The sequence below is a fragment of the Variovorax sp. YR634 genome, from assembly GCF_900106655.1.
In the GTDB taxonomy this organism is placed as follows: Bacteria; Pseudomonadota; Gammaproteobacteria; order Burkholderiales; family Burkholderiaceae_C; genus Variovorax.
Genome location: NZ_FNOL01000005.1, coordinates 190969 through 216007 on the forward strand (window position 1 = coordinate 190969; position 25039 = coordinate 216007).

25 protein-coding genes are annotated in these 25039 nt (G+C 66.6%); 15 read left to right on the top strand and 10 right to left on the bottom strand.

Annotated elements, in window-relative coordinates:
- The first annotated feature begins 42 nt into the window (after positions 1-42).
- Positions 43-1923 (top strand): family 2A encapsulin nanocompartment cargo protein cysteine desulfurase, encoded by a 1881-nt coding sequence (locus BLV60_RS11900; RefSeq protein ID WP_256329021.1) that lies wholly within the window; start codon positions 43-45, stop codon positions 1921-1923.
- Here BLV60_RS11900 and BLV60_RS11905 read toward each other — a convergent pair.
- Complete coding sequence (locus BLV60_RS11905) at positions 1920-2915, bottom strand: alpha/beta hydrolase family protein (RefSeq protein WP_093054936.1); 996 nt, start codon at positions 2913-2915, stop codon at positions 1920-1922. The genes BLV60_RS11900 and BLV60_RS11905 overlap by 4 nt on opposite strands.
- A gap of 143 nt (positions 2916-3058) precedes the next feature.
- Between BLV60_RS11905 and BLV60_RS11910 the strand changes: the two genes are divergently transcribed.
- Positions 3059-4417, top strand: a complete 1359-nt coding sequence (locus BLV60_RS11910) for an NAD(P)/FAD-dependent oxidoreductase (RefSeq protein WP_093054611.1) — start codon at positions 3059-3061, stop codon at positions 4415-4417.
- On the opposite strand, the gene BLV60_RS11915 is transcribed toward BLV60_RS11910, so the two are convergent.
- The 3 genes from BLV60_RS11915 to solA all read right to left on the bottom strand — a co-directional run bounded on the left by BLV60_RS11915 (position 4409) and on the right by solA (position 7317).
- Entirely contained in the window at positions 4409-5065 is a 657-nt protein-coding gene (locus BLV60_RS11915) for an aspartate/glutamate racemase family protein (RefSeq protein ID WP_093054613.1), read from the bottom strand. The two genes, BLV60_RS11910 and BLV60_RS11915, sit on opposite strands and share 9 nt — an antisense overlap.
- 5 nt (positions 5066-5070) lie before the next feature.
- Entirely contained in the window at positions 5071-6003 is a 933-nt protein-coding gene (panE, locus tag BLV60_RS11920; protein ID WP_093054615.1) for a 2-dehydropantoate 2-reductase, read from the bottom strand.
- A gap of 75 nt (positions 6004-6078) precedes the next feature.
- Positions 6079-7317, bottom strand: a complete 1239-nt coding sequence (gene solA, locus BLV60_RS11925; RefSeq protein WP_093054617.1) for an N-methyl-L-tryptophan oxidase — start codon at positions 7315-7317, stop codon at positions 6079-6081.
- Between the two features lie 151 nt (positions 7318-7468).
- Here solA and BLV60_RS11930 point away from each other — a divergent pair, with 151 nt between their 5' ends.
- Positions 7469-8023, top strand: coding sequence for an NADPH-dependent FMN reductase (locus tag BLV60_RS11930; protein WP_093054619.1), 555 nt, complete (start codon positions 7469-7471; stop codon positions 8021-8023).
- Positions 8024-8094: 71 nt separating this feature from the next.
- Here the strand turns inward: BLV60_RS11930 and BLV60_RS11935 are convergent, their stop codons facing one another.
- Positions 8095-8742 (bottom strand): FMN-dependent NADH-azoreductase, encoded by a 648-nt coding sequence (locus tag BLV60_RS11935; protein WP_093054621.1) that lies wholly within the window; start codon positions 8740-8742, stop codon positions 8095-8097.
- A gap of 136 nt (positions 8743-8878) precedes the next feature.
- On the opposite strand from BLV60_RS11935, the gene BLV60_RS11940 reads away from it, so the two are divergent.
- The 8 genes from BLV60_RS11940 to BLV60_RS11975 all read left to right on the top strand — a co-directional run bounded on the left by BLV60_RS11940 (position 8879) and on the right by BLV60_RS11975 (position 15555).
- Positions 8879-9793 (top strand): LysR family transcriptional regulator, encoded by a 915-nt coding sequence (locus BLV60_RS11940; protein ID WP_093054623.1) that lies wholly within the window; start codon positions 8879-8881, stop codon positions 9791-9793.
- A gap of 102 nt (positions 9794-9895) precedes the next feature.
- Positions 9896-10537, top strand: a complete 642-nt coding sequence (locus BLV60_RS11945; RefSeq protein WP_093054625.1) for a peroxiredoxin — start codon at positions 9896-9898, stop codon at positions 10535-10537.
- Between the two features lie 21 nt (positions 10538-10558).
- The gene (locus BLV60_RS11950) at positions 10559-11134 is read left to right on the top strand and encodes an RBBP9/YdeN family alpha/beta hydrolase (protein ID WP_093054627.1); all 576 of its coding nucleotides are present in this window, start codon (positions 10559-10561) and stop codon (positions 11132-11134) included.
- Positions 11131-12147, top strand: a complete 1017-nt coding sequence (locus BLV60_RS11955; RefSeq protein WP_093054629.1) for a sulfate ABC transporter substrate-binding protein — start codon at positions 11131-11133, stop codon at positions 12145-12147. Before BLV60_RS11950 ends, BLV60_RS11955 begins: the two co-directional genes overlap by 4 nt.
- Positions 12148-13035: a sulfate ABC transporter permease subunit CysT gene (gene cysT, locus BLV60_RS11960; protein WP_093054631.1), complete on the top strand. Its 888-nt coding sequence runs from the start codon at positions 12148-12150 to the stop codon at positions 13033-13035. It begins immediately after the preceding gene.
- Between the two features lies 1 nt (position 13036).
- Positions 13037-13939 carry a sulfate ABC transporter permease subunit CysW gene (gene cysW, locus BLV60_RS11965; protein ID WP_093054633.1) on the top strand — a complete coding sequence of 301 codons (903 nt, stop codon included), beginning with the start codon at positions 13037-13039 and terminating at the stop codon, positions 13937-13939.
- Between the two features lie 18 nt (positions 13940-13957).
- Positions 13958-15055 carry a sulfate/molybdate ABC transporter ATP-binding protein gene (locus tag BLV60_RS11970; RefSeq protein WP_093054635.1) on the top strand — a complete coding sequence of 366 codons (1098 nt, stop codon included), beginning with the start codon at positions 13958-13960 and terminating at the stop codon, positions 15053-15055.
- A complete protein-coding gene (locus tag BLV60_RS11975) occupies positions 15052-15555 on the top strand; it encodes a disulfide bond formation protein B (protein ID WP_093054637.1) in 504 nt (167 codons plus the stop codon). Before BLV60_RS11970 ends, BLV60_RS11975 begins: the two co-directional genes overlap by 4 nt.
- A 60-nt stretch (positions 15556-15615) precedes the next feature.
- On the opposite strand, the gene BLV60_RS11980 is transcribed toward BLV60_RS11975, so the two are convergent.
- Entirely contained in the window at positions 15616-15942 is a 327-nt protein-coding gene (locus BLV60_RS11980) for a hypothetical protein (protein WP_093054639.1), read from the bottom strand.
- A 255-nt stretch (positions 15943-16197) separates the two neighbouring features.
- Here BLV60_RS11980 and macA point away from each other — a divergent pair, with 255 nt between their 5' ends.
- From macA to BLV60_RS11995, 3 genes are read left to right on the top strand one after another with little or no spacing between them, the layout of a single operon-like run.
- Positions 16198-17364: a macrolide transporter subunit MacA gene (macA, locus tag BLV60_RS11985; protein WP_093054641.1), complete on the top strand. Its 1167-nt coding sequence runs from the start codon at positions 16198-16200 to the stop codon at positions 17362-17364.
- A complete protein-coding gene (gene macB, locus BLV60_RS11990) occupies positions 17361-19352 on the top strand; it encodes a macrolide ABC transporter ATP-binding protein/permease MacB (protein ID WP_093054643.1) in 1992 nt (663 codons plus the stop codon). The genes macA and macB overlap by 4 nt, the downstream gene beginning before the upstream one ends.
- Positions 19345-20730 (top strand): efflux transporter outer membrane subunit, encoded by a 1386-nt coding sequence (locus BLV60_RS11995; RefSeq protein WP_093054645.1) that lies wholly within the window; start codon positions 19345-19347, stop codon positions 20728-20730. Before macB ends, BLV60_RS11995 begins: the two co-directional genes overlap by 8 nt.
- A 35-nt stretch (positions 20731-20765) precedes the next feature.
- Here BLV60_RS11995 and BLV60_RS12000 read toward each other — a convergent pair whose 3' ends face one another.
- Genes BLV60_RS12000 through BLV60_RS12015 form a run of 4 tightly spaced genes read right to left on the bottom strand, consistent with a single transcriptional unit; the run spans position 20766 to position 24177 of the window.
- The gene (locus tag BLV60_RS12000) at positions 20766-21542 is read right to left on the bottom strand and encodes a glycosyltransferase family 2 protein (protein ID WP_093054647.1); all 777 of its coding nucleotides are present in this window, start codon (positions 21540-21542) and stop codon (positions 20766-20768) included.
- The gene (locus BLV60_RS12005) at positions 21509-22306 is read right to left on the bottom strand and encodes a lysophospholipid acyltransferase family protein (RefSeq protein ID WP_093054649.1); all 798 of its coding nucleotides are present in this window, start codon (positions 22304-22306) and stop codon (positions 21509-21511) included. Before BLV60_RS12005 ends, BLV60_RS12000 begins: the two co-directional genes overlap by 34 nt.
- 42 nt (positions 22307-22348) lie before the next feature.
- The gene (locus BLV60_RS12010; RefSeq protein WP_093054651.1) at positions 22349-23386 is read right to left on the bottom strand and encodes a chorismate transformation FkbO/Hyg5 family protein; all 1038 of its coding nucleotides are present in this window, start codon (positions 23384-23386) and stop codon (positions 22349-22351) included.
- A 2-nt stretch (positions 23387-23388) separates the two neighbouring features.
- A complete protein-coding gene (locus BLV60_RS12015; RefSeq protein WP_093054653.1) occupies positions 23389-24177 on the bottom strand; it encodes a class I SAM-dependent methyltransferase in 789 nt (262 codons plus the stop codon).
- Between the two features lie 118 nt (positions 24178-24295).
- Between BLV60_RS12015 and BLV60_RS12020 the strand changes: the two genes are divergently transcribed.
- On the top strand, positions 24296-25021 hold the full coding sequence (locus BLV60_RS12020; RefSeq protein WP_093054655.1) for a YebC/PmpR family DNA-binding transcriptional regulator: 726 nt from the start codon (positions 24296-24298) through the stop codon (positions 25019-25021).
- Positions 25022-25039 lie beyond the last annotated feature (18 nt).

The following is a 25039-nucleotide window of genomic DNA, read 5'->3' on the forward strand; positions in this document are numbered from 1 at the left end:
ATTCCGGGCGAGGCGCCGTTCGATCCGGCCATCCTCGCGCGCATGGCGAGCGCCATGTTCGCCGCACTGCCGGGCACGCCACCCAGCTCGCTGCCCGCTGTGGCGAGCGGGCTGGTGCCGGGCGCGCAGTTTCCCGCCAACATTGCACCGCCGGGTTCACCGCTGGCGAGCCCTGCCGGCTTCGGGCCGAGCGTGCCGGGCACGCCGATTCCGCAAGGGCAGATTCCCGGCGCCAACGTGCTGCCGGCATCGCCCACGCAACTGCCTTCGCTTGCGAACCGCGCGCCGGCCTTGCTGCCGCATGCGGTGGCGGGCAATGGCGTGCCGGACACGGTGCTGTCTGTGGCGCCGGCTTTCGAGCCGCGCTCGGGTGGCACGGTGCAAGGCGTGCCACAGGTGAATGCGCCCGCGACGCCGCAGGCCGCGGCCTCGCCGTTCTACTTCGTGGGCAACAGCTACGGCCATCCGTCGGCGGGTGCGACCGATGGCATTGCGATCCACGATCCGTTCGCGGGTCTTGCGTTGCCGCCAACGGCCGCGCCCGTCTCGCCACCGAGCCCGCCATCGGCGCCGGCCGGCCGCGATGCGCAGTTCTACTTCGTCGATGCAGTGCGTCTGCCCAACGGCTTCGTCACGCCGGCGAAGTCCGATCCGCGCGGGCCCGATGCCGTGCCGTTGGTCGGCAGCGGCCAGCATCCGCCGTTCGACGTCAACGCCGTGCGGCGCGACTTCCCGATCCTGCAGGAGCGGGTGAACGGCAGGCAGCTGGTGTGGTTCGACAACGCGGCCACTACGCACAAGCCGCAGTCGGTCATCGACCGCATCGCGTATTTCTACGAGCACGAGAACTCGAACATCCACCGCGCCGCACATGAGCTGGCAGCGCGCGCGACCGACGCCTACGAAGGCGCGCGCGAACGCGTTCGCAAGTTCATCAACGCGCCGGAAGTCGAAGAGGTGATCTTCGTGCGCGGCACCACCGAGGCCATCAACCTCGTGGCCAAGAGCTGGGGCGGACAGCACGTGGGCGAGGGCGACGAGATCATCGTGTCGAACCTCGAGCACCACGCCAACATCGTGCCGTGGCAGCAGCTCGCCGCCGCCAAGGGCGCGAAGCTGCGCGTGATTCCGGTGGACGATTCGGGCCAGGTGCTGCTGGACGACTACCGCAAGCTGCTCAATGACCGCACGAAGATCGTCGCAGTCACGCAGGTCTCGAACGCGCTGGGCACCGTGGTGCCGGTGAAGGAGATCGTCGAGCTGGCGCACCGTGCGGGCGCGAAGGCGCTGGTCGACGGCGCGCAGTCGGTCTCGCACATGCGGGTGGACGTGCAGGACATCGGCGCCGATTTCTTCGTGTTCTCCGGCCACAAGGTGTTCGGCCCCACCGGCATCGGCGTGGTGTGGGGCAAGCGCGAAGTGCTCGAAGACATGCCCCCGTGGCAGGGCGGCGGCAACATGATTGCCGACGTGACCTTCGAGAAGACGGTGTTCCAGCCGATCCCGAACAAGTTCGAGGCCGGCACCGGCAACATCGCCGACGCCGTGGGGTTGGGCGCCGCCATCGACTACGTCAACAAGATCGGCATCGAGAACATCGCGCGCTACGAGCATGACTTGCTGGTGTACGGCATGCGGCAGCTCGGCGCGATTCCGGGTGTGCGGCTGATCGGCACGGCGGCCGACAAGGCGAGCGTGATGTCCTTCGTGCTCGACGGCTACACCACCGAGGAGGTGGGGCATGCGCTGAACGACGAGGGCATTGCGGTGCGCACGGGGCACCACTGCGCGCAGCCGATCCTGCGGCGCTTCGGTGTCGAGACGACGGTGCGGCCCTCGCTGGCGTTCTACAACACCTTCGACGAGGTCGATCGGCTTGTGGCTGTGGTGCGGCGGCTGTCGTCGCAGCGGCGCGCGGGCTAGGGCTTTGGCGCGAGGTGCTGCCTGAAGAAGGCAAGCACCTCGGCGTTGAGCCCGGCATGAAACGCCACGCGGTCGAAGCCGGGGCCATCGCGGCAGATCTCGGGCAGTGCGCTGGCCATGGCAGGTGAGCACGGCGCGAGGAAAGCGAAGTGCGCGGCGCCGGTTGCCACATGCCATTCGGGCGGCGCAGGCAGGTTGCGGCGAACCGCGGCCACGTTCTCGGGCGTGACGCCATCGCCGCCGTACTCGGAAGCCCAGAGCTGGATCGGTATCGTCACGTTCTTCAGGCTGTCGGCATCGAAGACCATGCTGAGCGGGTCGGCGATCACGGCGGCCTTGATGCGGGTGTCACGGGTCAGCGGCGAGGCGAGCAGTTCCTGGAATCTCTGCCGCATCAGCGCGCACGCCGGGCCTTCCGGCGTCGATGCGCAGGGGGACGACGGCAAGGGCGGGAGCCGCTCGAAGTTCGGACGTGCACCGCTGAGCACAAGGCCCGTATAGCCGCCCCTTGAAAACCCATAGAAGCCGATCTGCCCGGCGGCGAGCCTGTCATGCGCGGGCCACTGCTGGAGCATGTGGTCGATCAGCCGGGCGATGTCCGTCGTGCGCGTTGCGAGTGCCGAAATCTTGTCGCCCGGGCCGCCCCGGATCTGGGAGTTGTCGTCCGAATGGCTGATGGCGGCGACCACGAAGCCCGCGTCGGCCAGCGCCTGTGCCGTGTCGTAGTGGCCGAGGAACGAGCCTCCATACCCATGCGACAGCACGATCAACGGCAGCCGGCTGCCGTCGATCGGGCAATCACGTACGCCAGAGATGGTGGAGCGGCCGAGCCTGATTTCGCCAGCTGGCGCGGCGCACGGCGTCCACACGCCGCCGTGCAGCGCCGGGCCTTTCTGGTCGGCAGGTATCTCGATGGTGCTGAAGCCCGCGGCCTGGGCAAGCGTTGCCGAAAGGCAGAAGACGGCGAGGAAGAGGAAGCGAAGAATGGGCATGGCGAGTCGGTCCTGCATGAGGATGGGAGTCGGTCTGCAGTGTGCTGCTGCCTGGCGGGCGCCGCTTAGCCGACTTTGCTATCTTTCTTCGAGCGGCCGGCGCGCTATGCTTGACCTTTGTTAACAATGTCGCTTGTCCACGCATGTCCTTGCCCCAAGCTTCTTCCTCCGCCCCCCAGATGGCCGATGAATCCTGCGACGTGATGGTTGTGGGCGGTGGTCCCGCCGGCTCGACCATCGCCGCGCTGCTGGCCCAGCAGGGCCGCAAGGTGGTGCTGCTCGAAAAGGCGCATCACCCGCGCTTTCACATCGGCGAATCGCTGTTGCCCGGGAACGTCGAATTGTTCGAGAAGCTCGGCGTGCGCGACCAGGTCGACAAGATCGGCATGCCGAAGTTCGGCATCGAGTTCGTCTCGCCCGAACACGAGCACCGCAGCTATGTGGAATTTGCCGAGGGCATGGACAAGTCGCTCGACTCCGCCTGGCAGGTGCGCCGCTCCGAACTTGACGAGCTGCTGTTCCGCAACGCGGCCACGCGCGGCGCGCAGACCATCGAAGGCTGCAAGGTGCGCGACGTGGCCTTCGATGCCGACGGCGCCACGGTGCAGGCCGAAATGGACGACGGCGCGCGCCGCAGCTGGCGCGCCCGCTTCGTGGTCGACGCCACCGGCCGCGACACGCTGCTGGCCAACAAATTCCGTTGCAAGGAAAAGAACCCCGACCACAACAGCACCGCGCTGTTCGGCCACTTCACGAATGCCGAACGCCTCGAAGGCAAGAAGGAAGGAAACATCAGCATCTGCTGGTTTCCGCATGGCTGGTTCTGGTTCATTCCGCTGGCCGACGGCACCACCAGCGTGGGCGCGGTCTGCTGGCCGTACTACCTGAAGACGCGCGACAAGCCGCTGAAGGAGTTCTTCTACGACACCATCGCCACCTGCCCGGTGCTGGTGGAACGCCTGAAGAACGCCACGCTGGTCGACGACGCGGTGCACGCCACCGGCAACTTCTCGTACTCGAGCACGCATGCCACGGGCGACCGCTACCTGCTGCTGGGCGACGCCTTCACCTTCATCGACCCGATGTTTTCCTCGGGCGTGTACCTCGCGATGCACAGCGCCTTCGACGGCGCCGAACTGGTGGCGAAGGCGCTCGACCGGCCCACCGAGCTGGCGGCCGCGCGCAAGGACTTCGAGGCCATGATGCGCAAGGGCCCGCGCGAGTACTCGTGGTTCATCTACCGCGTGACCAACCCGACCATCCGCGACATGTTCATGCACCCGGGCAATCCGTTCCGCGTGAAGGAAGGGCTGATGTCGCTGCTGGCCGGCGACATCTACCGCGGCACGCCGACGCGCGGGCCACTCGGCATGTTCAAGTTTCTGTACTACTTCATCTCCGTCACGCACATGCGGCGTACCTGGGAGGGGTGGAAGCGGCACCGCTTCAACATCCGGGACATGGGGATGCTGAAGGGGGAGACGATCCTCAAGTCAGACTAGCGCCAGCGCCACGGCGTGCCGGGCACCCAGCGCGGGGCTGCTGAGCACGTCGATACCGAGGTCCGCGAGCAGGGCGGCCGCGGGGGCCATCGAGGCCTGGGCCAGCACTACGACGTCGGCCCCACCTGCCGCAGCGCGGATGGCGCGGGCCAGGGTTTCGATGTAGCGCGCGTCGTCGCCTGCTTCGAAATGGGGCCACGCTTCTTCGACCAGCAGCGTGCTCGGCTGCACCGCGATGCCTGCGTTTGCCGCGGCGGAACGCACCAGTTCCATCGTTGGCCCGAGCGTGCTTTCGACCGCTGCCACAACCAGCACGCGCGGCCCGGTGCGCACTGCGCGGTCTGCCATGGCGCGATCGATGCGCAGGGCCTTGAAGGTATTGCCTGTGGGCATTTGTTCGGCGATGGCACCGATGGTCGAGCAAGTGCACACCACGATTTTCGCGCCGCTGGAGGCGGCTTCGTGCATGGCGTGGTGAACGCGGGCGATCAGGCCTGTGTCGTCGGTGCCCACGACACGCGCGTCGGCCAGCAGGTCTGCTTGCACGAGATGCCGCACACGCAGGCCGGGCGCCATCTCGGCCACCAGCTGCTCGAAGGTCGGCACATGCACCTGTGCCGTGTGCAGGAACGCCAGCGCGTCGCGCATGACGCTCAGGCTGCCGTACGGGCGCGCTGCGCTTCGTAGGCTTTCAGGTGGACGTACGCCGTGCGCAGCACCGACGGCACTGGCAGGTTGCTCGGCGCCGCGCGGCCCAGCAGATCGCCGACGATGTGGTCGGCCTCGACCGCCGCGCCGCGCACCATGTCCTTGTACATCGACGCGGTCATCGGCGAGCCGGCGGTCGTCATGATGGCGCGACCACGCTGCACGGCTGCGGCCCGCGGCGCGAAGCCGTTGTGCGTGGCGATGGCGCAGCATTCGTCGAAGATCGACAGCGCCACGTCTTGCCCGCCGGCGGCCACGATGTCGCCGATGGACGCGCGCATCAAGCTGGTGAGGCCCGCCGCCGAGGCGATGAAGACCCACTTTTCCCACATGTCCTGCATGATGTTTTCGCTGGCCGTGGCGTCGAACTTCGCGCCCGCGAACTGGGCTGCGATTGCATCGACGCGCGCCGAGCGGCCGCCGGCGCGTTCGCCATAGCTCAGGCCGTGCATGTCGTTCAGATGCAGCACGCGGCCCTCGTCGTCGAGCGTGGCGGAGATCATGCACAAGCCACCCAGCACTCGCTCGCTGCCGAAGCGTTCAGCCAGCCGGTCGATGTGCTTCATGCCGTTGAGCAGCGGGAGGATCACGGTGTCGGGGCCGACTGCCGGCGCGAACGAGTCCATCGTCGAGTCGAGGTCGTAGGCCTTGCTGCCGACCACGACCACGTCATACGGGCCATCGATGCCGTCGGCCAGCACGTGCTTCGGGGCAGGCAGCTGCAGGTTGCCGAAGGGGCTCTGCACCACCAGCCCGGTCTTCGCGAGTTGCGCCGCGCGGCGAGGGCGCAGCAGGAAGGTGACGTCGCGCCCCGCCTCCAGCAGACGGCCGCCAAAGTAACCACCGAGTGCGCCGGCACCCACCACCAGAAATCTCATCGCGCTTACTCCTGAGTCAGTCAGACAGACAAAAAAGATCGAGGGCGATGATGCCCGGGATCGCCCGGGCCTGCTTCAGGCTGGCGCTTTCTCCAGCAGGCGTTGGCGGGCAAAGGGCCGCAGGTCGAGCTCGCTCGGGCGGTTCAGCACGTGGTCGGCGATGGCTTCGCCAAGCCCGGCCGAGTGCTTGAAGCCGTGGCCCGAGCAGGCCGAGGCGATGAGCACGCGGGGCAGGCCGTCGAGCGCGTCGATCACGAAGCGGCGATCGGGCGTCACGGTGTACATGCAGGCGCGCGCCTTGAGGGCACGGCCGCCGATCTGCGGAAAGCGGCCGGCCACGCGGTCGCGATACATGGCGGCGGTTTCTTCCGCGCTCACGGTGCGGTCGATGGTGTCCGGCGTCGTGGCGGCCACGTACTGCTCGGTCGCCACCTTGAGCGCGGGCTGCGACGGGTCGGAAGACGGAAAGCCGTACATGTAGTCTTCCGGCCCGTCGCCGAACATCCAGATGAAGATGGGGAAGCGGCCGGGCGCGAAGTCGGCCGTGGCGCTGCCGGTGTCGAACCAGTGCATCACCTGGCGGTGTACGGAGAAGTCGGCTTGCCAGTCGGCTCGCGCCTGCGCGCCCAGGAAGGCGGGTAGCCACGCGCCGGCCGCGACGACCACGCGGTCGGCCGTGAAGCTTGCGGAGCCTGCGCGTACGCGCACGGTGTCGCCGTTGCCCACGGACTCGACGGCCAGCACACGTTCGCCGGTGAGCGTTCGAGCGCCCGAGGCGCGGGCCACGGCCAGCTGGGCGCCGATGGCGTCTTCGGGGCGGACGAAGCCGGCGTCGTGCTCGTAATAGCCGATCTCGTCGCCCTGCAGGTGGAACTGCGGAAAGCGCGCGTGGATGCCGGCTGCGTCGAGCACTTCGTGCGCGATGCCGAAGCGCTCGGCGCAGGCGATGGTGCGGCGCACGAAATCGGATTTGCCGTGGTGCTCCGCCACGCGATCGCGCGGCGCGAGGATCAGGCCGCCGGTAGTGGTCATCAGCGGCTTGCCGGTGCGGGCCTCGAGTTCGCGCCAGATGGCATGCGAGCGCTGCACGAAGGGCACGTACTCGTCGCCTTCGCCGACGGCCAGCCGCGTGATGCGCGAATCGCCGTGCGAGGAGCCCTGGTCGTGCGGCGGCGAGAACTGGTCGATGCCCAGCACGCGTGCGCCGCGCTGCGAGAGTTGGTAGAGCGTCGCGGCGCCGAGGGCGCCAAGGCCGACGACGATGACGTCGTAATGGGAAGAAGGGGATGAAGAGGAAGACTGAGACTGGGTCACGGGAGCGTCCTGCGCTTCGATGGGGTTGGGGGATGCGGTTTATCTTGCCGCCGTTCGTCCGGCTCTGCATGAACTTTTCCCGAAAAGGTCTTGGGCGCTTCGCATAATCGCGTTCGTCATTCCGACCCCTCTCACTCAAGGAGTTTCACCCATGGCCCAGACCCGGATCGCTGTCATTGTCGGCAGCCTGCGCAAGGATTCGTTCAACCACAAGCTGGCCCTCGCGCTGGCGCACCTCGCGCCCTCGGACTTCACCTTCGAAACCCTGCGCATCGACGACCTGCCGCTGTACAACCAGGACGACGACGGCAATCAGTCCGCGCCGGTGAAGCGCCTGAAGACCGAGATCGCGGCGGCCGACGGCCTGCTGTTCGTTACGCCCGAATACAACCGCTCGATTCCCGGCGTGCTGAAGAACGCGATCGACCAGGCCTCGCGCCCCTACGGCCAGAGTGCCTGGGCGGGCAAGCCGGCCGGCGTGGTCGGCATCTCGGTGGGGGCCATCGGCACCGCGCTGGCGCAGCAGCACCTGCGCAACATCCTGGCCTACCTTGACGTGCCCACGATGGGCGCGCCCGAAGTGTTCCTGCAGGCCAAGGATGACCTGTTCGACGACAAGGGCCACGTCGGCAACGAAGGCTCGAAGAAGTTTCTGCAGGGCTGGATGGACAAGTACGTGGCCTGGGTGAAGAGCCACTCGGCCTGATCGATCCGCTGCGTCCGCGGACGAAAAAAAGCCGCCCGATGGGCGGCTTTTTTACGGTGCCGGAGCAGAACTCAGGCAGCGATAGCAGCGTCGCGCTGGTTCGCGGCTTCCGCCGTCGCCACCAGGATGTCGGCGCGGGCCGTTGCCAGGGCATTGTTCCGGGCTTCGTCGCCCATCGCCACACCTTCGGCGCGCACGACGCGCACGTCGGTGATGCCGAAGAAGCCGAAGACTGCCTTGAGGTAGCTTTCCTGGTGTTCCATGGCCTGCCCACCTTCGCTGGTTGAATAGATGCCGCCGCGGGACAAGGCCACGATGACGGTCTTGCCGCCGGCCAGGCCGACGGGACCCTTCTCGGTGTACTTGAAGGTGCGGCCGACTTGTCCCAGGCGGTCGATCCAGGCCTTGAGTTGCGTCGGGATCGAGAAGTTGTAGAAAGGCGTGCCGATGACGACCACGTCCGAGGCCAGGAACTGGCTCACGAGCTTTTCGGACACGGCGTTTTCACGCTGCTGGGCTTCGGTCGGCTGTTCTTGCAAGCCGGTCTTGATGCCCAGCGCGTCGGCGCTGAAGTGCGAGGGGGTGTCGACGGCCAGATCGAGGTATTCGACGGTGGTGTCGGGGTGGGCGGCGCGCCATGCGGTCACGACTTCGGCCGAGAGCAGGCGCGAGGTCGAGTGGGCGCCGAGGATGCTGGAGTCAATGTGGAGCAGCTTCATTTCAATCAATCACTTTCTGTGTTGGCTGTCGGCGCTCAAAGTGGCCGGCGGATGGAAGAATTCTATTTTTGGATCTAGTGATCGATAAGTACCAAAAATTTGCCTAGATCGTTCTACCTGCAGGACAATCACCACCATGCAAGACCTCAACGACATGGTTTTCTTCGCCGAAGTGGCCGAACGTGGCGGCTTCGCAGCCGCCAGCCGGGCGCTCGGCATCCCCAAGTCGCGCCTCTCGCGCCGCGTCGCCGACCTGGAAGAGCGTCTCGGCGTGCAACTGATGCAGCGCAGCACCCGGCGCCTGTCGCTCACGCCGGCGGGCGAGATCTACCTGCGGCATTCGTCCGCCATGCGCGACGCGGCGCAGGCGGCAGCCGAGGCGGTGGCGCAGGTGCAGAACGAGCCCAGCGGGCTGGTGCGGCTGAGCTGCCCCGTCACCATCGCGCACAGCGGCCTGGCGCAGCTGATGCCGGTGTTCATGGCGCGCTACCCGGCGGTGCGCATCGACATGCGGGTGATCAACCGGCCGGTCGACCTGATCGAGGAGGGCATCGACATCGCGCTGCGTGTGCGGCTCGTCATCGAGGACAGCGCTGTGCTGGTGGCAAAGACCTTCGGCCACAGCCGCGGCGTGCTGGTGGCGAGCCCGGCGCTGCTGGCGCGCTACGGGCCGGTGGAAACGCTGGCCGACCTCGGCAAGCTGCCGACGGCGGCCATGTCGGTCAACGGGGAAGGGCGCAGCGACTGGCGGCTGGAGGGCCCCAAGGGAGAGAGCTACGTGCACTCCCACACCCCGCATTACGTGGCGGACGACCTCGCGACGCTGCAGTTCGGCACGCTGGGCGGCATAGGCGCGACCATGCTGCCTGACTACATGTGTCGCGCCGACATCGATGCCGGCCGGCTGGTGCGGCTGCTACCCGGTTGGGGGCCGCCACCGGTGATTGCGCACATGGTGTTTCCGGCACGGCGGGCGTTGGTGCCGGCTGTGCGGAAGCTCATCGACTTCCTGATGGAGCATCTCCAGAGCGAAGATATGCGGATGTTCTAGGCTCGTTATGCGAAAAACGTCATATCCAAACAAGCAGATATTCGTTTGGCATTGAAGCAAGGGTTCGCACAATCCGAGGCTCCCATCCATCCAGGAGCGTCCATGGCTACTCTGCGACTCGGCGACACAGCCCCCAATTTCACCCAGGATTCCAGCGAAGGCACCATCGACTTCCATCAGTGGGCCGGCGATTCGTGGGTCGTGTTCTTCTCGCATCCCGCCGATTTCACACCCGTGTGCACCACCGAACTGGGCAAGACCGCGGCGCTGTCGGGCGAATTCGCCAAGCGCGGCGTGAAGCCCATCGCGCTGAGCGTCGATCCGGCCACCAAGCACAAGGAATGGATCAGCGACATCAACGACACGCAGAACACCACGGTCAACTTCCCCATCATTGCGGATGCCGACCGCAAGGTGGCCGACCTGTACGACCTGATCCACCCGAACGCCTCGGCCACGGCCACCGTTCGCAGCGTGTTCATCATCGACCCGAAGAAGGTCATCCGCACCACCATCACCTACCCAGCGTCGACCGGCCGCAACTTCGACGAGATCCTGCGCGTGATCGACTCGCTGCAGCTCACCGACAGCCACAAGGTGGCCACGCCCGTGAACTGGAAGGACGGCGACGACGTGGTCATCATCCCGGCCATCCAGGATCCGGCCGAACTGGCGGAGCGCTTCCCCAAGGGCTTCAAGGCCGTGCGCCCCTACCTGCGCATCACGCCGCAGCCCAACAAGTAAGCGGGCAGGGCAAGCGTCGTCATGCAGACCCGAGTGATCATCGTGCCGGGGTGGCGCGACTCCGGGCCCGGCCACTGGCAGAGCCTGTGGGAAGAGCGCATTCCGGGTGCGGCGCGGGTGGTGCAGGACGACTGGGCCTCGCCCAAGCGCGAGGCGTGGGTGTCCACGCTGGCGAAGCTGGTGCTGGAGAGCGACGGGCCGGTGGTGATCGCAGCGCACAGCCTGGGCTGCATCGCCACGGCGCACCTGCCGCCCGATGCCGCGGCCCACATCCAGGGCGCGCTGCTGGTGGCTCCTGCCGACCCTGAGCGCCGCGCCGTGCTCTCCGACTTCGCGCCTGTGCCCTACGCTGCGCTGCCGTACCGCAGCATCGTGGTGGCCAGCAGCAACGACCCCTTTTGCCCGATCCGCCTGGCTGGTGCATATTCGCGCGCCTGGGGCAGCGAGTTCGTGCGCATGCAGAATGCGGGCCACATCAACGTCGACTCGGGGCATGGGGATTGGCCGCTGGGCCTTGCCTTGCTCCAGTCCTTGACCGACGAGCCCGCCGCCTGGCCGGTGGGCCGTGAATTTTCAGAAACCTTGGCAACCACATGACTTCCAGAATAAAGACCTTCGTCGCCGTGCTCGCGCTGGCGTCCTCCGCACTCGCCGGCAGCAGCGCCTTTGCCCAAGGCACTGGGCTGCTGAACGCCTCGTACGACGTGGCCCGCGAGTTCTACAAGGACTACAACGCGGCCTTCGTGGCGCACTACAAGAAGGCCACAGGCAAGGACGTCAAGATCGACCAGTCGCACGGCGGCTCCAGCGCGCAGGCCCGCGCGGTGGCCGACGGCCTCGACGCCGACGTGGTGACCATGAACACCTCCACCGACATCGACTTCCTCGCCAATGCCGGCGTGGTTGCCAAGGACTGGAACAAGAAATTCCCCGAGAACGCATCGCCGACCACGTCGACCATGCTTTTTCTCGTGCGCAACGGCAACCCCAAGGGCATCAAGGACTGGGACGACCTGGTCAAGCCGGGCGTGCAGGTCGTTATCGTCAACCCCAAGACCGGCGGCAACGGGCGCTATGCCTACCTGGCCGCCTGGGGCTACATCAAGAAGAAGGGCGGCACCGACGCCCAGGCTGCCGAGTTCGTCGGCAAGCTGTTCAAGAACGTGCCTGTTCTGGCGCGCGGCGGCCGCGACGCGACCACCGCCTTCCTGCAACGCAACATCGGCGATGCGCTGATCACCTTCGAATCGGAAGTGGTGTCGATCGACCGCGAATTCGGCACCGGCAAGGTCGACTCGGTGTACCCGTCGATCAGCATCGTGGCCGAGAACCCGGTGGCCGTGGTCGAGCGCACCGTCGCCAAGAAGGGCACGGGCGAGCTCGCCAAGGCGTATCTCGACTGGCTGTACTCTGAAGAAGCGCAGGAAATTGCGGCCAAGCACGCGCTGCGTCCGCGTTCGCCGGCCGTGCTCAAGAAGTACGCCTCGACCTTCAAGCCGCTGCAGCTCTTCACGGTGCAAGAACTGTTCGGCAGCCTGGGTGAAGCGCAGAAGGTGCACTTCAACGACGGCGGCCAGTTCGACAAGCTCTACACGCCCGGCGGCAAGTAAATGAGCGGCGCTGTTTCTTCGGCGCTCCCGTCCGCGGGAGCGCCTTTTTCGCGTGCCAACCGGGCAGGGGGCGCCAAGCGCGTGCTGCCGGGTTTCCACATCACGCTCGGCTTCTCGATTCTTTACCTCAGCCTGATCGTGCTGATCCCGCTGTCGGCGCTGGTCTTCAGGACCTTCACGCTGACCTGGGACCAGTTCTGGGTGGCCGTGACTGCCCCGCGCGTGATGGCTTCGTACCGGCTGACCTTCGGCGCCTCGCTGATCGCGGCCGTAGTGAATGCGGTGTTCGGCCTGCTGGTGGCCTGGGTGCTGGTGCGCTACAAGTTTCCGGGCAAGCGCATCGTCGATGCGCTGGTCGACCTGCCGTTCGCGCTGCCGACGGCGGTGGCGGGCATTTCGCTGACCGCGCTGCTCGCGGGCAACGGCTGGGTCGGGCAACTGCTCGAGCCGCATGGCATCAAGCTGGCCTTTACGCCAGCGGGCATCGTGATTGCGCTGATCTTCATCGGGCTGCCCTTCGTGGTGCGCACGGTGCAGCCGGTGCTCGAAGACGCCGAGAAAGAGCTGGAAGAAGCAGCCACCTCGCTCGGCGCGACGCGGCTTCAGACCTTCACCAAGGTGATCTTTCCGTCGATTGCGCCTGCGCTGCTCACCGGCTTTGCCATGGCCTTCGCACGCGCCATCGGCGAGTACGGCTCGGTGATCTTCATCGCTGGCAACATGCCGATGATCTCGGAGATCACGCCGCTCATCATCATCGGCAAGCTGGAGCAGTACGACTACGCGGGCGCCACGGCGGTCGCGCTGGTGATGCTCGTCATTTCCTTCGTCCTGCTGCTGGTCATCAACGGCCTGCAGGCCTGGCAGCGTCGCCGAGCAGGAGCCTGACATGAGCGCACCTTCCAAAGTCATCCGCCGCGCGCAAGCCGGCACTACTGAATCCGCCTGGGTGCGCTGGACGCTGATCGGCATTGCGCTCGCGTTCATGTTCCTGTTCCTCGTGCTGCCGCTGGCCGCTGTTGCGACGGAGGCGCTACGCAAGGGCGTTGGCGCGTATCTCGACGCGCTGAAGGAGCCCGACGCCTGGAGCGCGATTCGCCTCACGCTGATCACGGCCGCCATCGCTGTGCCGATGAACCTCGTGTTCGGCGTGGCGGCGGCCTGGGCCATTGCCAAGTTCGAGTTCCGCGGCAAGGCATTTCTCACCACGCTGGTCGATCTGCCGTTCGCGGTGTCGCCGGTGGTGGCGGGCCTGATCTACGTGCTGGTGTTCGGCGCGCAGGGCTGGCTCGGTCCGTGGCTGGCTGAGCACGACATCAAGATCATCTTTGCCGTACCCGGCATCGTGCTGGCGACCGTGTTCGTGACCTTCCCGTTCATCGCGCGCGAACTCGTGCCGCTGATGCAGGCGCAGGGCACCGACGAGGAGCAGGCCGCCATCGTGCTCGGCGCGACCGGCTGGCAGACCTTCTGGCGCGTGACGCTGCCCAACATCAAGTGGGGCCTGCTGTACGGCGTGATCCTGTGCAACGCGCGCGCCATGGGCGAATTCGGCGCGGTGTCGGTGGTGTCGGGCCATATCCGCGGCCAGACCAACACCATGCCGCTGCACGTGGAAGTGCTCTACAACGAATACCAGTCGGTTGCCGCGTTCGCCGTGGCTTCGCTGCTGGCCATCCTGGCGCTGGTCACGCTGGTGATCAAGTCGGTGATCGAATGGCGCCACGAGCGCGAGATGAAGGCCATTGCCGAACTGCCCCCCGAGCGTCCCCCGGAAGCCGCGGCGGCCTGAGAGAGAAAGAACAAGATCATGAGCATCGAAATCCGCAACATCAGCAAGCAGTTCGGCGACTTCCGCGCGCTGCGCGACGTGAACCTCGACGTGGAGTCGGGCGAACTGGTCGCGCTGCTCGGCCCCTCGGGCTGCGGCAAGACCACGCTGCTGCGCATCATCGCGGGGCTGGAAACGGCCGACGCCGGCAGCATTTTGTTCTCGGGCGAGGACACCACCGACGTGCACGTGCGCGAGCGGCAGGTGGGCTTCGTGTTCCAGCACTACGCACTGTTCCGCCACATGACCGTGTTCGAGAACGTGGCCTTCGGCCTGCGCGTGAAGCCGCGCAAGGAGCGCCCGAGCGACGCGCATATCAGGCAGAAGGTGACCGACCTGCTCAAGCTGGTGCAGCTCGACTGGCTGGCCGACCGCTACCCGTCGCAGCTTTCCGGCGGCCAGCGGCAGCGCATTGCGCTGGCTCGCGCACTGGCGGTGGAGCCCAAGGTGCTGCTGCTCGACGAGCCCTTCGGCGCGCTCGACGCCAAGGTGCGCAAGGAACTGCGCCGCTGGCTGCGCCGGCTGCACGACGAACTGCACGTGACCTCGATCTTCGTCACGCACGACCAGGAAGAAGCGCTCGAAGTGGCCGACCGCGTGGTGGTCATCAACAAGGGGCAGATCGAACAGGTCGGCTCGCCGCAGGAGGTGTGGGACCAGCCGGCCAGCCCGTTCGTCTACGGCTTCCTGGGCGACGTGAACCTGTTCCATGGCCGGGCCGACAACGGCGCGGTGCAGCTCGACGGCATGCGCCTCGATTCACCCGAGCACAGCGGCGCGCGAGACGCCAAGGCGCGCGCCTATGTGCGCCCGCATGACATCGATGTGACACGCTACGTGGCCGGCGCTTCGGGCATCGTCGCCACGCTGTCGCGGGCAATCGTCGTCGGACCCATCGCGCGGCTGGAACTTGAGCCCACCGAATCGAATCCAGATAATCCGGGCTCCGGAACCATCATCGAGGCGCAACTCCCTGCGCAACAGTTCCGTGACCTGGGCTTGAAGGAAGGCGACACCGTCGTCGCCAACCCGCGCAAGGCCAGGGTGTTCGTAGAAGAAGATTGGGTATCTCCTTGATCGATTGGTACTTCGGCGCGCCGCGCCGCGCGTTCGGGCTGATCTGCCTGGCCTGTGTTCTCATGCTGGCCTTCGGGCTCTACCTGCAGCACGTGGTCGGGCTCGAACCCTGTCCCATGTGCATCGTGCAGCGGTATGCGCTGGTGCTGGTGGCACTCTTCACCGGCCTGGCCGGCGTGTTCCGCAACGTGGGCCTCCGGGTCGTGGGTGGATTGCTGGCGCTGGTGGCCGCGGTGGGCGGCGCCTACACGGCGGCCTCGCAGAGCTGGCTGCAGTGGTATCCGCCCGAAGTCGTTTCCTGCGGGCGCGACCTCTACGGGATGATCGAAACCTTTCCACTGAAGCGTGCGCTGCCGATGATCTTCCGTGGCGGCGGCGACTGCTCGAAGATCGACTGGTCGCTGTTCGGCCTGACGCTGGCGAACTGGTCGTTTATCGCGTTCGTGGTTCTCTCGCTGCTGCTCATCACGCTGCTCGTGCGCTCGCGTCGGGCACGCTGAGAGGCGAAAGAGGCGACGCTGCCCCACCGCGGGCAGCGTGCCCAAGAGGGCGGGTTCGCGTCAGTTGAACCAGCCTTGGCCCGAAAAGCCGCATCCCATTTCTTCGAGCAGGCTGCGCCAGTACCAGCGTTCGGCGCAGCTGCTGACCATCGCCATGTTCACCGGCTGAGCTGCCGTCGGCTTGATGTCGCTGCTGATGCTCGCAAGGCCCAGCGGGACGTTGGCTTCGGGGCTGCGCACCGGCGTGGTGAACGTCAGTGGCGACTGCGCCTCGGGTGTGTCTGCCTTCGTGTTGGCGGCACCGGCCGCGCAGCTGAAGGCCATCGCGGCGGTGATCGCACCGGCCAGTGCCACATGGCGCAGAGTGTTCGACTGTTGGAATTTCATGGTCGTTTTCCCTTCCTAGAACTATCGGTTTATGCGTGGCAACGCGCCACGCATCCGAAAAAATGTAGGACGCCCAAAGCTGTCGTGCCAGTGCCGAAAGTCACGCGCTCGTAACGCTGCGAATCGGTTTGTCGATCGCCCGTGGGCCTTTAAAGAATCTTCAGTAAACGCGGCTAGGATGACACCGGACCTCGTGGTTCCGTGCCCCTTCCGCGCAGTCGACTCGCCGCGCAGCGTCTTCCTGATTTCCCCCGCATGCCCACTACACAACCCAGGCGATCACGCAAACTAGTCATCGGCATTGCCGTTCTCGTCGTGCTGGCGGTCGTCGCCTCTTTCTGGCTCAGCCCGGGCAAGAAGGCCGAATACCTCACTGCCGCGGTGCAACGCACCGACCTCGAAAACGCGGTACTCGCCACCGGCGTGCTGCAGGCGCTCAAGCAGGTCGAGGTGGGTGCACAGGTCAGCGGCCAGCTCAAGTCGCTGAAGGTGGTGCTGGGGCAGACCGTGAAAAAGGGCGACTGGCTCGCCGAGATCGATCCCGTCATCTCGCAGAACACCTTCGCGCAGGAGCAGGCCAAGCTCGACAACCTGCAGGCGCAGAAGCTCGCGAAGGAAGTGCGCATCAGGCAGGCCCAGCTCACCTGGACGCGGCAGCAGGAAATGCTCGCGCAGGACGCCGCCGCCAAGCAGGACATGGAAAGCGCCGACGCCGAACTGCGCGCGCTGCGTGCCGACCTGGTGTCGCTCGAAGCGCAGATCCGCCAGCAGAAGCTGGCCGTGGCCTCGGCGCAGACGAATCTCTCGTACACGCGAATCATCGCGCCCATCGACGGCGACGTGGTTTCCATCAGCACGCTCGAAGGCCAGACCGTGGTCGCCGCCTTCCAGGTGCCCACGCTGATGAAGCTGGCCGACCTGTCGACCATGACCGTGAAGGCGCAGGTGTCCGAAGCCGACGTGGTGCGCGTGAAGCCGGGGCAGCCGGTGTACTTCACCATCCTCGGCGACCCCGACAAGCGCTACCACGGCACGCTGCGCGCGGTGCAGCCTTCGCCTGAGAAGATCAACAACGCCGTGTTCTTCAACGCGCTGTTCGACGTGCCCAACCCCGATCGCACGCTGCGCGTGGACATGACGGCGCAGGTCGCCATCCTGCTGGGCGAGGCAAAGCAGGCGCTGACCGTGCCGCTGACCGCGCTGGGTCCGCGCGACAAGGATGGCCGCCAGGAAGTGCGCGTGCTCAAGGCCGACCAGACCGTGGAAAAACGGCAGGTGCGCGTGGGCATCTCCAACAACTTCCAGGCCCAGGTGCTCGAAGGTTTGAAAGAGGGCGACAACGTCATCACGGGCGATGCCTCGGCTGTTCTGGAGCGGGGCGAAAGCGGAGACGGCGGCGGCGGGCGGGGCAAGCGCCCATGACGCAGGAAAAGCAGCCGCTGCTGACCCTGCGCGGCATCGGCCGCAGCTTTCCTTCGGGCGAGCAGGAAGTGCAGGTACTGAAAGACGTCAACCTCGACATCGGCAACGGCGAAATGCTGGCCATCGTCGGCGCCTCGGGCTCGGGCAAGTCGACGCTGATGAACATCCTCGGTTGCCTCGACCGGCCGAGCACCGGTACCTACATCGTCTCGGGCCAGGACGTGGGCACGCTCGACAGCGATGCGCTGGCCCAACTGCGGCGCGAGCATTTCGGCTTCATCTTCCAGCGCTACCACCTGATGCCACACCTGACGGCGACCGGCAACGTCGAAGTGCCCGCCGTGTATGCCGGCACCGACGGCGAGGCGCGCGACACGCGTGCGCGCCAGTTGCTAGTGCGCCTGGGTCTTGGCGACCGCACCGAGCACCGGCCAAGCCAGCTCTCCGGTGGCCAGCAGCAGCGGGTGAGCATTGCGCGCGCGTTGATGAACGGCGGGCAGGTGATCCTGGCCGACGAGCCGACCGGTGCACTCGACAGCAGGAGCGGCCAGGAGGTGATCGGCATCCTACGCGAGCTGCATGCGCAAGGGCACACCATCATCATCGTGACACACGACATGCAGGTGGCGAGCTGCACCGAACGCATCATCGAGATTGCCGACGGCGTGATCGTGGGTGACCGGCCCAACGTGCCCACGGTGGTGGCGCCTGCGCAGGCCGTGCAGCCCGACGCACCAATTCCCGAGGCGATGATGAAGCCCAAGCTGGGCATTGCCCGCTTCAGCACCAGCTGGGCCCGCTTTGCAGAAGCCTTCCGCATGGCCTGGCGTTCGATGATGGCGCACCGCATGCGCACCGCGCTCACCATGCTGGGCATTGTCATTGGCATAACCTCGGTGGTGTCGATCGTGGCCATCGGGGAGGGTGCCAAGCGCTTTGTGCTGTCGGACATCCGTGCCATCGGCACCAACACGCTCGACGTGTACCCGGGCCGCGACTTCGGCGACGACAAGGCCTCGAGCATCCGCACGCTGATACCGTCCGACCTCGACGCACTCGCCGCGCAGCCCTATGTGCACAGCGTGACGCCCTCGACCTCGCGCAGCCTGCGGCTGCGCTACCGCAGCGTCGACATCAACGGCACGGTGAACGGCGTGAGCGACAGTTTCTTTCGTGTGCGCGACATCCAGATGGCCAGCGGCGCAGCCTTTACGGCGAGCGACGTGCGCCACCAGTCGCAGGTGGTGGTGATCGACCAGAACACGCGGCGCAAGCTGTTCCCTGACGGCGCCGAGGCGGTGGGCAAGATCATCCTGGTGGGCAACCTGCCGTGCACGGTGATCGGCGTATCGCAGGAAAAGAAGAGCATGTTCGGCGAGAACAAGTCGCTCAACATCTGGCTGCCCTACAGCACGGGCGCGAGCCGGCTCTTCGGGCAGCAGCACTTCGACAACATCACGGTGCGCATCCGCGACGACCAGCCGACCAAGGCCGCTGAAGACAGCGTGGTCAAGCTGCTCACGCTGCGCCACGGCAGCAAGGATTTCTTCACCTTCAACATGGACAGCATCGTGAAGACGGCCGAGCGCACCAGCCAGTCGCTCACGCTGCTGCTGTCGCTCATTGCCGTGATCTCGCTGGTGGTGGGCGGCATCGGTGTGATGAACATCATGCTGGTGTCCGTGACCGAGCGCACCCGCGAGATCGGTATTCGCATGGCGGTGGGCGCGCGCCAGAGCGACGTGCTGCAACAGTTCCTGACCGAGGCGGTGCTGGTGTGCCTGGTGGGCGGGTTGATCGGCGTGACGCTGTCGTATGGCATCAGCTTTCTGTTTTCGCTTTTCGTCAAGCAATGGCAAATGATCTTTTCGATGGGCGCCGTGGTGTCGGCGTTCTTGTGCGCGTCGCTGATCGGCGTGCTGTTCGGCTATCTGCCGGCGCGCAACGCGGCGCGGCTGGACCCGATCGAGGCGCTGGCTCGTGAGTAGGGCACGCGTTCCTTCCGCGGTGGCTGTTGCCGTGCTGGTGCTCGGCGGGTGCACCCTGTTCCAGCCTGAGCAGCGGGCGCAGCGGCCGCTGGAGGTGCCGCAGGGCTGGCAGCAGTCGCCGGGAGCGGGGAGTGCGGCGGCGATGCTGTCCGCCAACTGGTGGACGGCGTTCAACGATCCGCAGCTCGACCGGCTGATCGACAGCGCGCTGCATACCAACAACGACCTGGCGGCGGCGGGCATTCGCGTGCAGCGTGCGCAATTGCAGGCTGGTTTGGCGAACACGAACCTCACGCCCAGCGTGGTGGGGCAGGCCAGCACCAGCCGCAGCTATGACCTGAAGCGCGGCGGCGTGGCCGGTTCCGCATCGAGCTCGCTGGTGACGCTGAGCTACGAGCTCGACCTGTGGGGCCGACTCTCGGCGCAGCGCAGCGCCGCCGAGTGGGAGCTGAAGGCCACCGAATCCGACCGCCAGGCCACCGCGCTGGCGCTCGTCGGCACTACGGCGGGGCTCTATTGGCAGACCGGCTACCTGAACCAGCGCATCGTGCTGAGCGAAGCGGGCATGGAAGACGGCCGACGCATCCTCGCGCTGGTGCGGGTGAAGTACGCGGCGGGCGCCGTGTCGGGGCTGGATGTGGCGCAGGCGGGTCAGAACCTCGCGACACAGGAGGCGGCGCATACGCAGTTGCTTCAGCAGCGTGTCGAGGCGCGCAACGCGCTGGCGATTCTGTTCGACCAGCCGCCGGAGTCGATGACCGTCGAGCCCGCGCGGTTGCCAGACATAGCCTTGCCGGTTATCGATGCCGGCGTACCCGCGAGCCTGCTGGGTCGCCGCCCGGACCTGCGCGCTGCCGAGCAACGGCTGCGCGGTGCACTGGCGAATGTCGACGCCACGCGCACCGGGTTCTATCCGGCGCTGAGCCTGACGGGGTCGCTGGGCACGTCGAGCACTGCGTTGGGAGAGCTGTTGAAGAACCCTGTGGCTACGCTTGGCGCAGGGTTGGCGTTGCCGTTCTTGCAATGGAACACCGCGCGGCTGACCGTGGCCGTGTCGCAGACGCAGTACGAAGAGGCGGTGGTGGGTTTCCGGCAGTCGCTCTACACGGCGTTGTCGGAGGTCGAGAACGCCTTGTCGTCACGCACGCAACTGCGCGACGAGAGCGAAAAACTGGCGCTGGCCTTGCACGAGGCGCAGCGTGCGGAGCGGTTGTCGGAGGTGCGCTACCGTGCTGGGGCGACCGCGTTGCAGCCGGTACTTGATGCCAAGGACCGGCGCCGTACGGCCGAGGTTTCGCTGGCCCAGAACCGGTTGAACCAGCTCAATGCGACGATGACCTTGTACAAGGCGCTGGGCGGGGCAGCTATCGCGCTGTAGCGTATGCCGGGCTCACCCCCAATCCGAGAGCAGAGTCAATCCTGAAACGGCGCCTTCTTCGCCAGCTTGCGAAACACCAGCCCAGGCAGCCGCAACACGAACTCCACCATCAGCCGCACGTGCATCCAGGTGAGCAGCACGTTGTCGCGCCCATAGCGGAAGTGCGAAACCCCGCCTTCCTCCGCCGTCAGGTACTTCACCGGCGCATCGATGTTCACGGGCTTGACGCCGCGCCATGCCAGCCGCACGACAGCCTCAGTGTCGAAGTCGAAGCGCCGCATCCATGGCTGCCGTTCCATGACGGCGATCAGGTCCGTCACCGGATACACGCGAAAGCCGTAGAGCGAATCGCCCACGCCGGCGAACAGCGTTTCGAGCTGCGTCCATCCGTTCGACACACGCCGACCGCGCACGCGCAGCAGCGGTGCGCTTGCGTCGAACACCGGTCGCCCGAGCACCATCGTCTCGGGGCGGGCCAGTGAGGCCTTCATGAACTCGGGGATCAGGTCCGCCGGATGCTGCCCGTCGGAATCCATCGTCAGCGCATGAGTGAAACCGGCCTCCTTCGCGGCGCGCAGGCCGTGCAGCACGGCCGAACCCTTGCCCTGGTTCTGCGGCAGCACCCACACGCGCAGGCCCGGGTCGCCGGCCGCCATCTGTTGCAGCCGCTCGCCCGTGCCGTCGTCGCTGCCGTCGACCACCACCCACACCGGGTTCCACTGCCCGCGCGCCGCGGCGACGGTCGAGAACAGGCGCTCGCCGGTGTTGTAGCTGGGGATCAGGACAAGGTGGGTGCGCGAGGCGTCTGGCATTCGGGGGACGCGTCGGTGGCGCGCTGCTCCAGGTTTTGTCGGAAGTATTGTTCGAGCTCGGCCTGCAGCACGTCGCTGTCCTGCGTGGGCGAGAAGCGCTTGCCGATCCGCAGGGTGAAGACGATGGGAAGCGGTGGCACGCGCCATAGCGGCCAGCCCTTGGCGAGGTAGGGCGAGTCGGTGTCGATGAACACCGTTTGTATGGGCGCCTGCGCCAGCTTGGCGATCAGCGTGGTGCCGGGGCGGAACGCATTGAGCGGCGGCGTCACCGTGCGCGTGCCCTCGGGAAAGATCACCAGCTGCCCGCCGTTGCGCAGGTCGTTCACGGCAAGGCGCACCATCGTGCGGGCCGACTTGTTGCTGATGTAGCGCGCCAGCCGGGCGCCCGCGCCCAGGAAGATGTTGCCCATCAGGTCGGCCTTCATGATGCAGGCACTGCGGGGCAGCCGCGCCACCAGCAGCAGCGCGTCGAGCATGGTCGGGTGGTTGGCCACGAAGATCACGCCGGGCTCCTTGCGCATCGGGTCGAGGCAGGCGGCGTCGATGCGCATCATGCCGGTCACCGACGCCAGCCACCAGAACATGCGGTAGGCGAAGGCGATGGTCGTGCGTCCCAGCACGCGCGCGGGCGCCGCCGGCATGATCGGGTGGATCAGCATGGCGACGACGTTCCAGACCAGCGAGATCAGGCCCAGGAACAGCAGCAGCGCGTAGAGCATCAACGCGAGCGGAATCGACGTGAGAATTCGCAGCACGCGAGTCATTGAATCAGTCAATCGGGCAATGCGCGGTCGGACAACGACCGGTCATGCCCGTAGCAGGCCGGCTGCGACCGTGTGGGCCTCGATCTCGACCAGCAGGTCGCTGCGGCAGATGTCGGCTTCGAGGTACACCGCGTGGCGCGCCATCGGCGCGTCGGCGCCGAGCGTGCCTTCGATGATGCTGCGTACAGCTTCGGTGTCCGACGGGTGACGCACGTAGACCACGCAATCGAGCTCGGCCAGCGAGAACTTCGCGGTGCCGCGTTCGTTGGCGGCGGCAATCACCGCCTGCAGGTTGCGCAGGGTTTCGCGCGTCTGCTCGAGCACGTCGCCGTGGTGCACGGTTTCGTGGCCGACGATGCTCGCAGTGCCGGAGATGAAGAGGGCGATGTTGCCGTCGCCGATGTCCGCCAGCGCGGCGCGCGAGAAGGTCGGCGAGCGCGGGCCATAGGTTTCGGGATAGCGGTAGGCCGAAACCTGACGCGGGTTTTCGACCGGCAGCGGCGCCTGCTGGCCGGCCAGGAAGCGGATCGACAGGGCGCCCTGGTGGATGCCCAGTGCACAGGCCGCAGGCGCGCCCTCGAAGGCGGCGCGGCCGGCTTCGAGAAACGCTTCCTGCCGGCCGAGATTGAACTGGCGGTAGCGCTCCAGCCCGCCGCCGTCGGCGTTGATCTGCGGCAGGTAGTTCCAGATGCGCTGCAGGTGCGGCGTGCCGGCCTGGTCGAGCGTCTTGAAGAGGTCGCGGTAGGCGCGGTGCGCGAGTTCGGCGAGGCCCTGTTTTTCGGTGGCTTCGTCCAGGTCGATGGCGCCGAGCAGCCAGTGCCCGTCGGTGCGCCAGCGCGCGATGCCGGTGGTGCCCGACTTGACGTGTTGCGGACGGCTCACGTGCCACACATCGGCCATGGCGCCGTTTGCCGACAGCACGCGCGCGTTGACGGTCGGCATCCAGGCCACGCCGTGCGGCGTGCCGTAGCCGAGCGCCGCGAAGGGCGCCTTGCCGTCAACAGCCAGCGCAAGGCTGGCCGGCAGCGACAGGCGCTCGACGCGCAGATGGGAAGAAGGGGTTTCGTCCTGAGCTCGCACTATCAGCTGGCCTCGACGGTGTGTTCGGGTTTGACGGCGGTGTAGGCAGAGAAGACGCCGAGGCTCGCATGCCGGCGCACGTCGCGAAAACCCGCGTCGGCCAGCGCCTGCATCACCCGCTCGGGCGGAATGCAGGCCTCGATCGTGTCCCAGTAGTAGCGCCACAGTTCCGAGGTGTTGCGTTGGCGACCGACCACGCGGGCGATCAGCGGCACCACGGCACGCATGTAGCCCTTGAGCAGCGCGGTTGCGATGCGCCCCTCGGGCTTGGTGATTTCGAGTACCGCCACCCGCCCGCCGGGGCGCAGCACGCGATGGAATTCGCTGAAGGCCGCCGCCACGTCGCTGATGTGGCGCATGGCGTAACCCATGCTCACGAAGTCGCTGCTGGCATCGGGCCGGGGCAGGGCTTCGGCCACGCCGCGCACCAGTTCGATGCCGGGCAGCTTGACCTGGCCCAACATGCCGGGGCTGGGGTCGATGCCTACGAGCTGGCCGGTGGAGCCGATGAGTTTCAGCGCCTCGCGGGCCACGAGCCCGGTGCCGATGCCCACGTCGAGCACCTGCATGCCCGCCGAGAGGCCGGCTTCCCGCAGCGCAGCACGGCGGTACGAGGGGCCGGTGCCGAAGGCCAGCACGCTCTCGATGCGGTCGTAGTCCGCGGCCGTGCTGTCGAAGATGCGCAGCAGGAACGCCTGATGCTCGGCCTCGGTCTTGTAGTACAGCGGCAAAGGGGCGTGCGGCGGCAGGATGTCAGGATTCCCGGGCCCGACGGAAGGCGATGGCGTCATCGAACGATTATCACCAAAAGCCCCGGCCCGAATTCCGGGCCCCAGGGCGGGCGTTGTGTGCGCCGGACAGTAAACTCGGAGCCTGCTCAGAAAACACAGGACAGCGAGATAGAAAGCCATGGCCGGACATAGCAAGTGGGCGAATATTCAGCACCGGAAGGGCCGCCAGGACGAGAAGCGGGGCAAGCTCTGGACCCGCGCCATCCGCGAAATCACAGTGGCCGCCCGCGCCGGTGGCGCCGACCTGGGCTCCAACCCCCGGCTGCGGCTGGCCGTTGAAAAGGCCAAGGCGGTGAACCTGCCCATCGACACCATCAAGCGCAACATCGACAAGGCCACGGGCAACCTCGAAGGCGTCAATTACGAAGAAATTCGTTACGAAGGGTACGGCATCGGCGGCGCGGCGATCATCGTCGACACCATGACCGACAACCGCGTGCGCACCGTGGCCGAAGTGCGCCACGCCTTCTCCAAACACGGCGGCAACATGGGCACCGAGGGCTCGGTGGCCTTCCAGTTCAAGCACTGCGGCCAGTTCATCTTTGCGCCGGGCACCAATGAAGACAAGGTGATGGAAGTGGCGCTCGAGGCGGGCGCCGAAGACGTCGTTACCGACGACGACGGCGCCATCGAGGTGATCACCGCCGTCGCCGACTTCGAAGCCGTGAAGAACGCGCTCGAAGCCGCGGGCCTGAAGCCCGACGTCGCCGAAGTCACCATGCGCGCCGAAAACACGGTGGACGTGACCGGCGAAGACGCCGCAAGAATGCAGAAGTTGCTCGATGTGCTCGAGGACCTGGACGACGTGCAGGACGTTTATCACAACGCCTCGCTGTCCGAATGAATGTTGTTTGTTGAATCA

Coding starts and splice junctions, on each gene's coding strand:
- BLV60_RS11900 (WP_256329021.1), top strand. CDS start 43: ATGGCGAGCGCCATGTTCGCCGCACTGCCGGGCACGCCACCCAGCTCG.
- BLV60_RS11905 (WP_093054936.1), bottom strand. CDS start 2,915: ATGCCCATTCTTCGCTTCCTCTTCCTCGCCGTCTTCTGCCTTTCGGCA.
- BLV60_RS11910 (WP_093054611.1), top strand. CDS start 3,059: ATGTCCTTGCCCCAAGCTTCTTCCTCCGCCCCCCAGATGGCCGATGAA.
- BLV60_RS11915 (WP_093054613.1), bottom strand. CDS start 5,065: ATGCGCGACGCGCTGGCGTTCCTGCACACGGCACAGGTGCATGTGCCG.
- panE (WP_093054615.1), bottom strand. CDS start 6,003: ATGAGATTTCTGGTGGTGGGTGCCGGCGCACTCGGTGGTTACTTTGGC.
- BLV60_RS11930 (WP_093054619.1), top strand. CDS start 7,469: ATGGCCCAGACCCGGATCGCTGTCATTGTCGGCAGCCTGCGCAAGGAT.
- BLV60_RS11935 (WP_093054621.1), bottom strand. CDS start 8,742: ATGAAGCTGCTCCACATTGACTCCAGCATCCTCGGCGCCCACTCGACC.
- BLV60_RS11940 (WP_093054623.1), top strand. CDS start 8,879: ATGCAAGACCTCAACGACATGGTTTTCTTCGCCGAAGTGGCCGAACGT.
- BLV60_RS11945 (WP_093054625.1), top strand. CDS start 9,896: ATGGCTACTCTGCGACTCGGCGACACAGCCCCCAATTTCACCCAGGAT.
- BLV60_RS11950 (WP_093054627.1), top strand. CDS start 10,559: ATGCAGACCCGAGTGATCATCGTGCCGGGGTGGCGCGACTCCGGGCCC.
- BLV60_RS11955 (WP_093054629.1), top strand. CDS start 11,131: ATGACTTCCAGAATAAAGACCTTCGTCGCCGTGCTCGCGCTGGCGTCC.
- cysT (WP_093054631.1), top strand. CDS start 12,148: ATGAGCGGCGCTGTTTCTTCGGCGCTCCCGTCCGCGGGAGCGCCTTTT.
- cysW (WP_093054633.1), top strand. CDS start 13,037: ATGAGCGCACCTTCCAAAGTCATCCGCCGCGCGCAAGCCGGCACTACT.
- BLV60_RS11970 (WP_093054635.1), top strand. CDS start 13,958: ATGAGCATCGAAATCCGCAACATCAGCAAGCAGTTCGGCGACTTCCGC.
- BLV60_RS11980 (WP_093054639.1), bottom strand. CDS start 15,942: ATGAAATTCCAACAGTCGAACACTCTGCGCCATGTGGCACTGGCCGGT.
- macA (WP_093054641.1), top strand. CDS start 16,198: ATGCCCACTACACAACCCAGGCGATCACGCAAACTAGTCATCGGCATT.
- macB (WP_093054643.1), top strand. CDS start 17,361: ATGACGCAGGAAAAGCAGCCGCTGCTGACCCTGCGCGGCATCGGCCGC.
- BLV60_RS12000 (WP_093054647.1), bottom strand. CDS start 21,542: ATGCCAGACGCCTCGCGCACCCACCTTGTCCTGATCCCCAGCTACAAC.
- BLV60_RS12005 (WP_093054649.1), bottom strand. CDS start 22,306: ATGACTCGCGTGCTGCGAATTCTCACGTCGATTCCGCTCGCGTTGATG.
- BLV60_RS12015 (WP_093054653.1), bottom strand. CDS start 24,177: ATGACGCCATCGCCTTCCGTCGGGCCCGGGAATCCTGACATCCTGCCG.
- BLV60_RS12020 (WP_093054655.1), top strand. CDS start 24,296: ATGGCCGGACATAGCAAGTGGGCGAATATTCAGCACCGGAAGGGCCGC.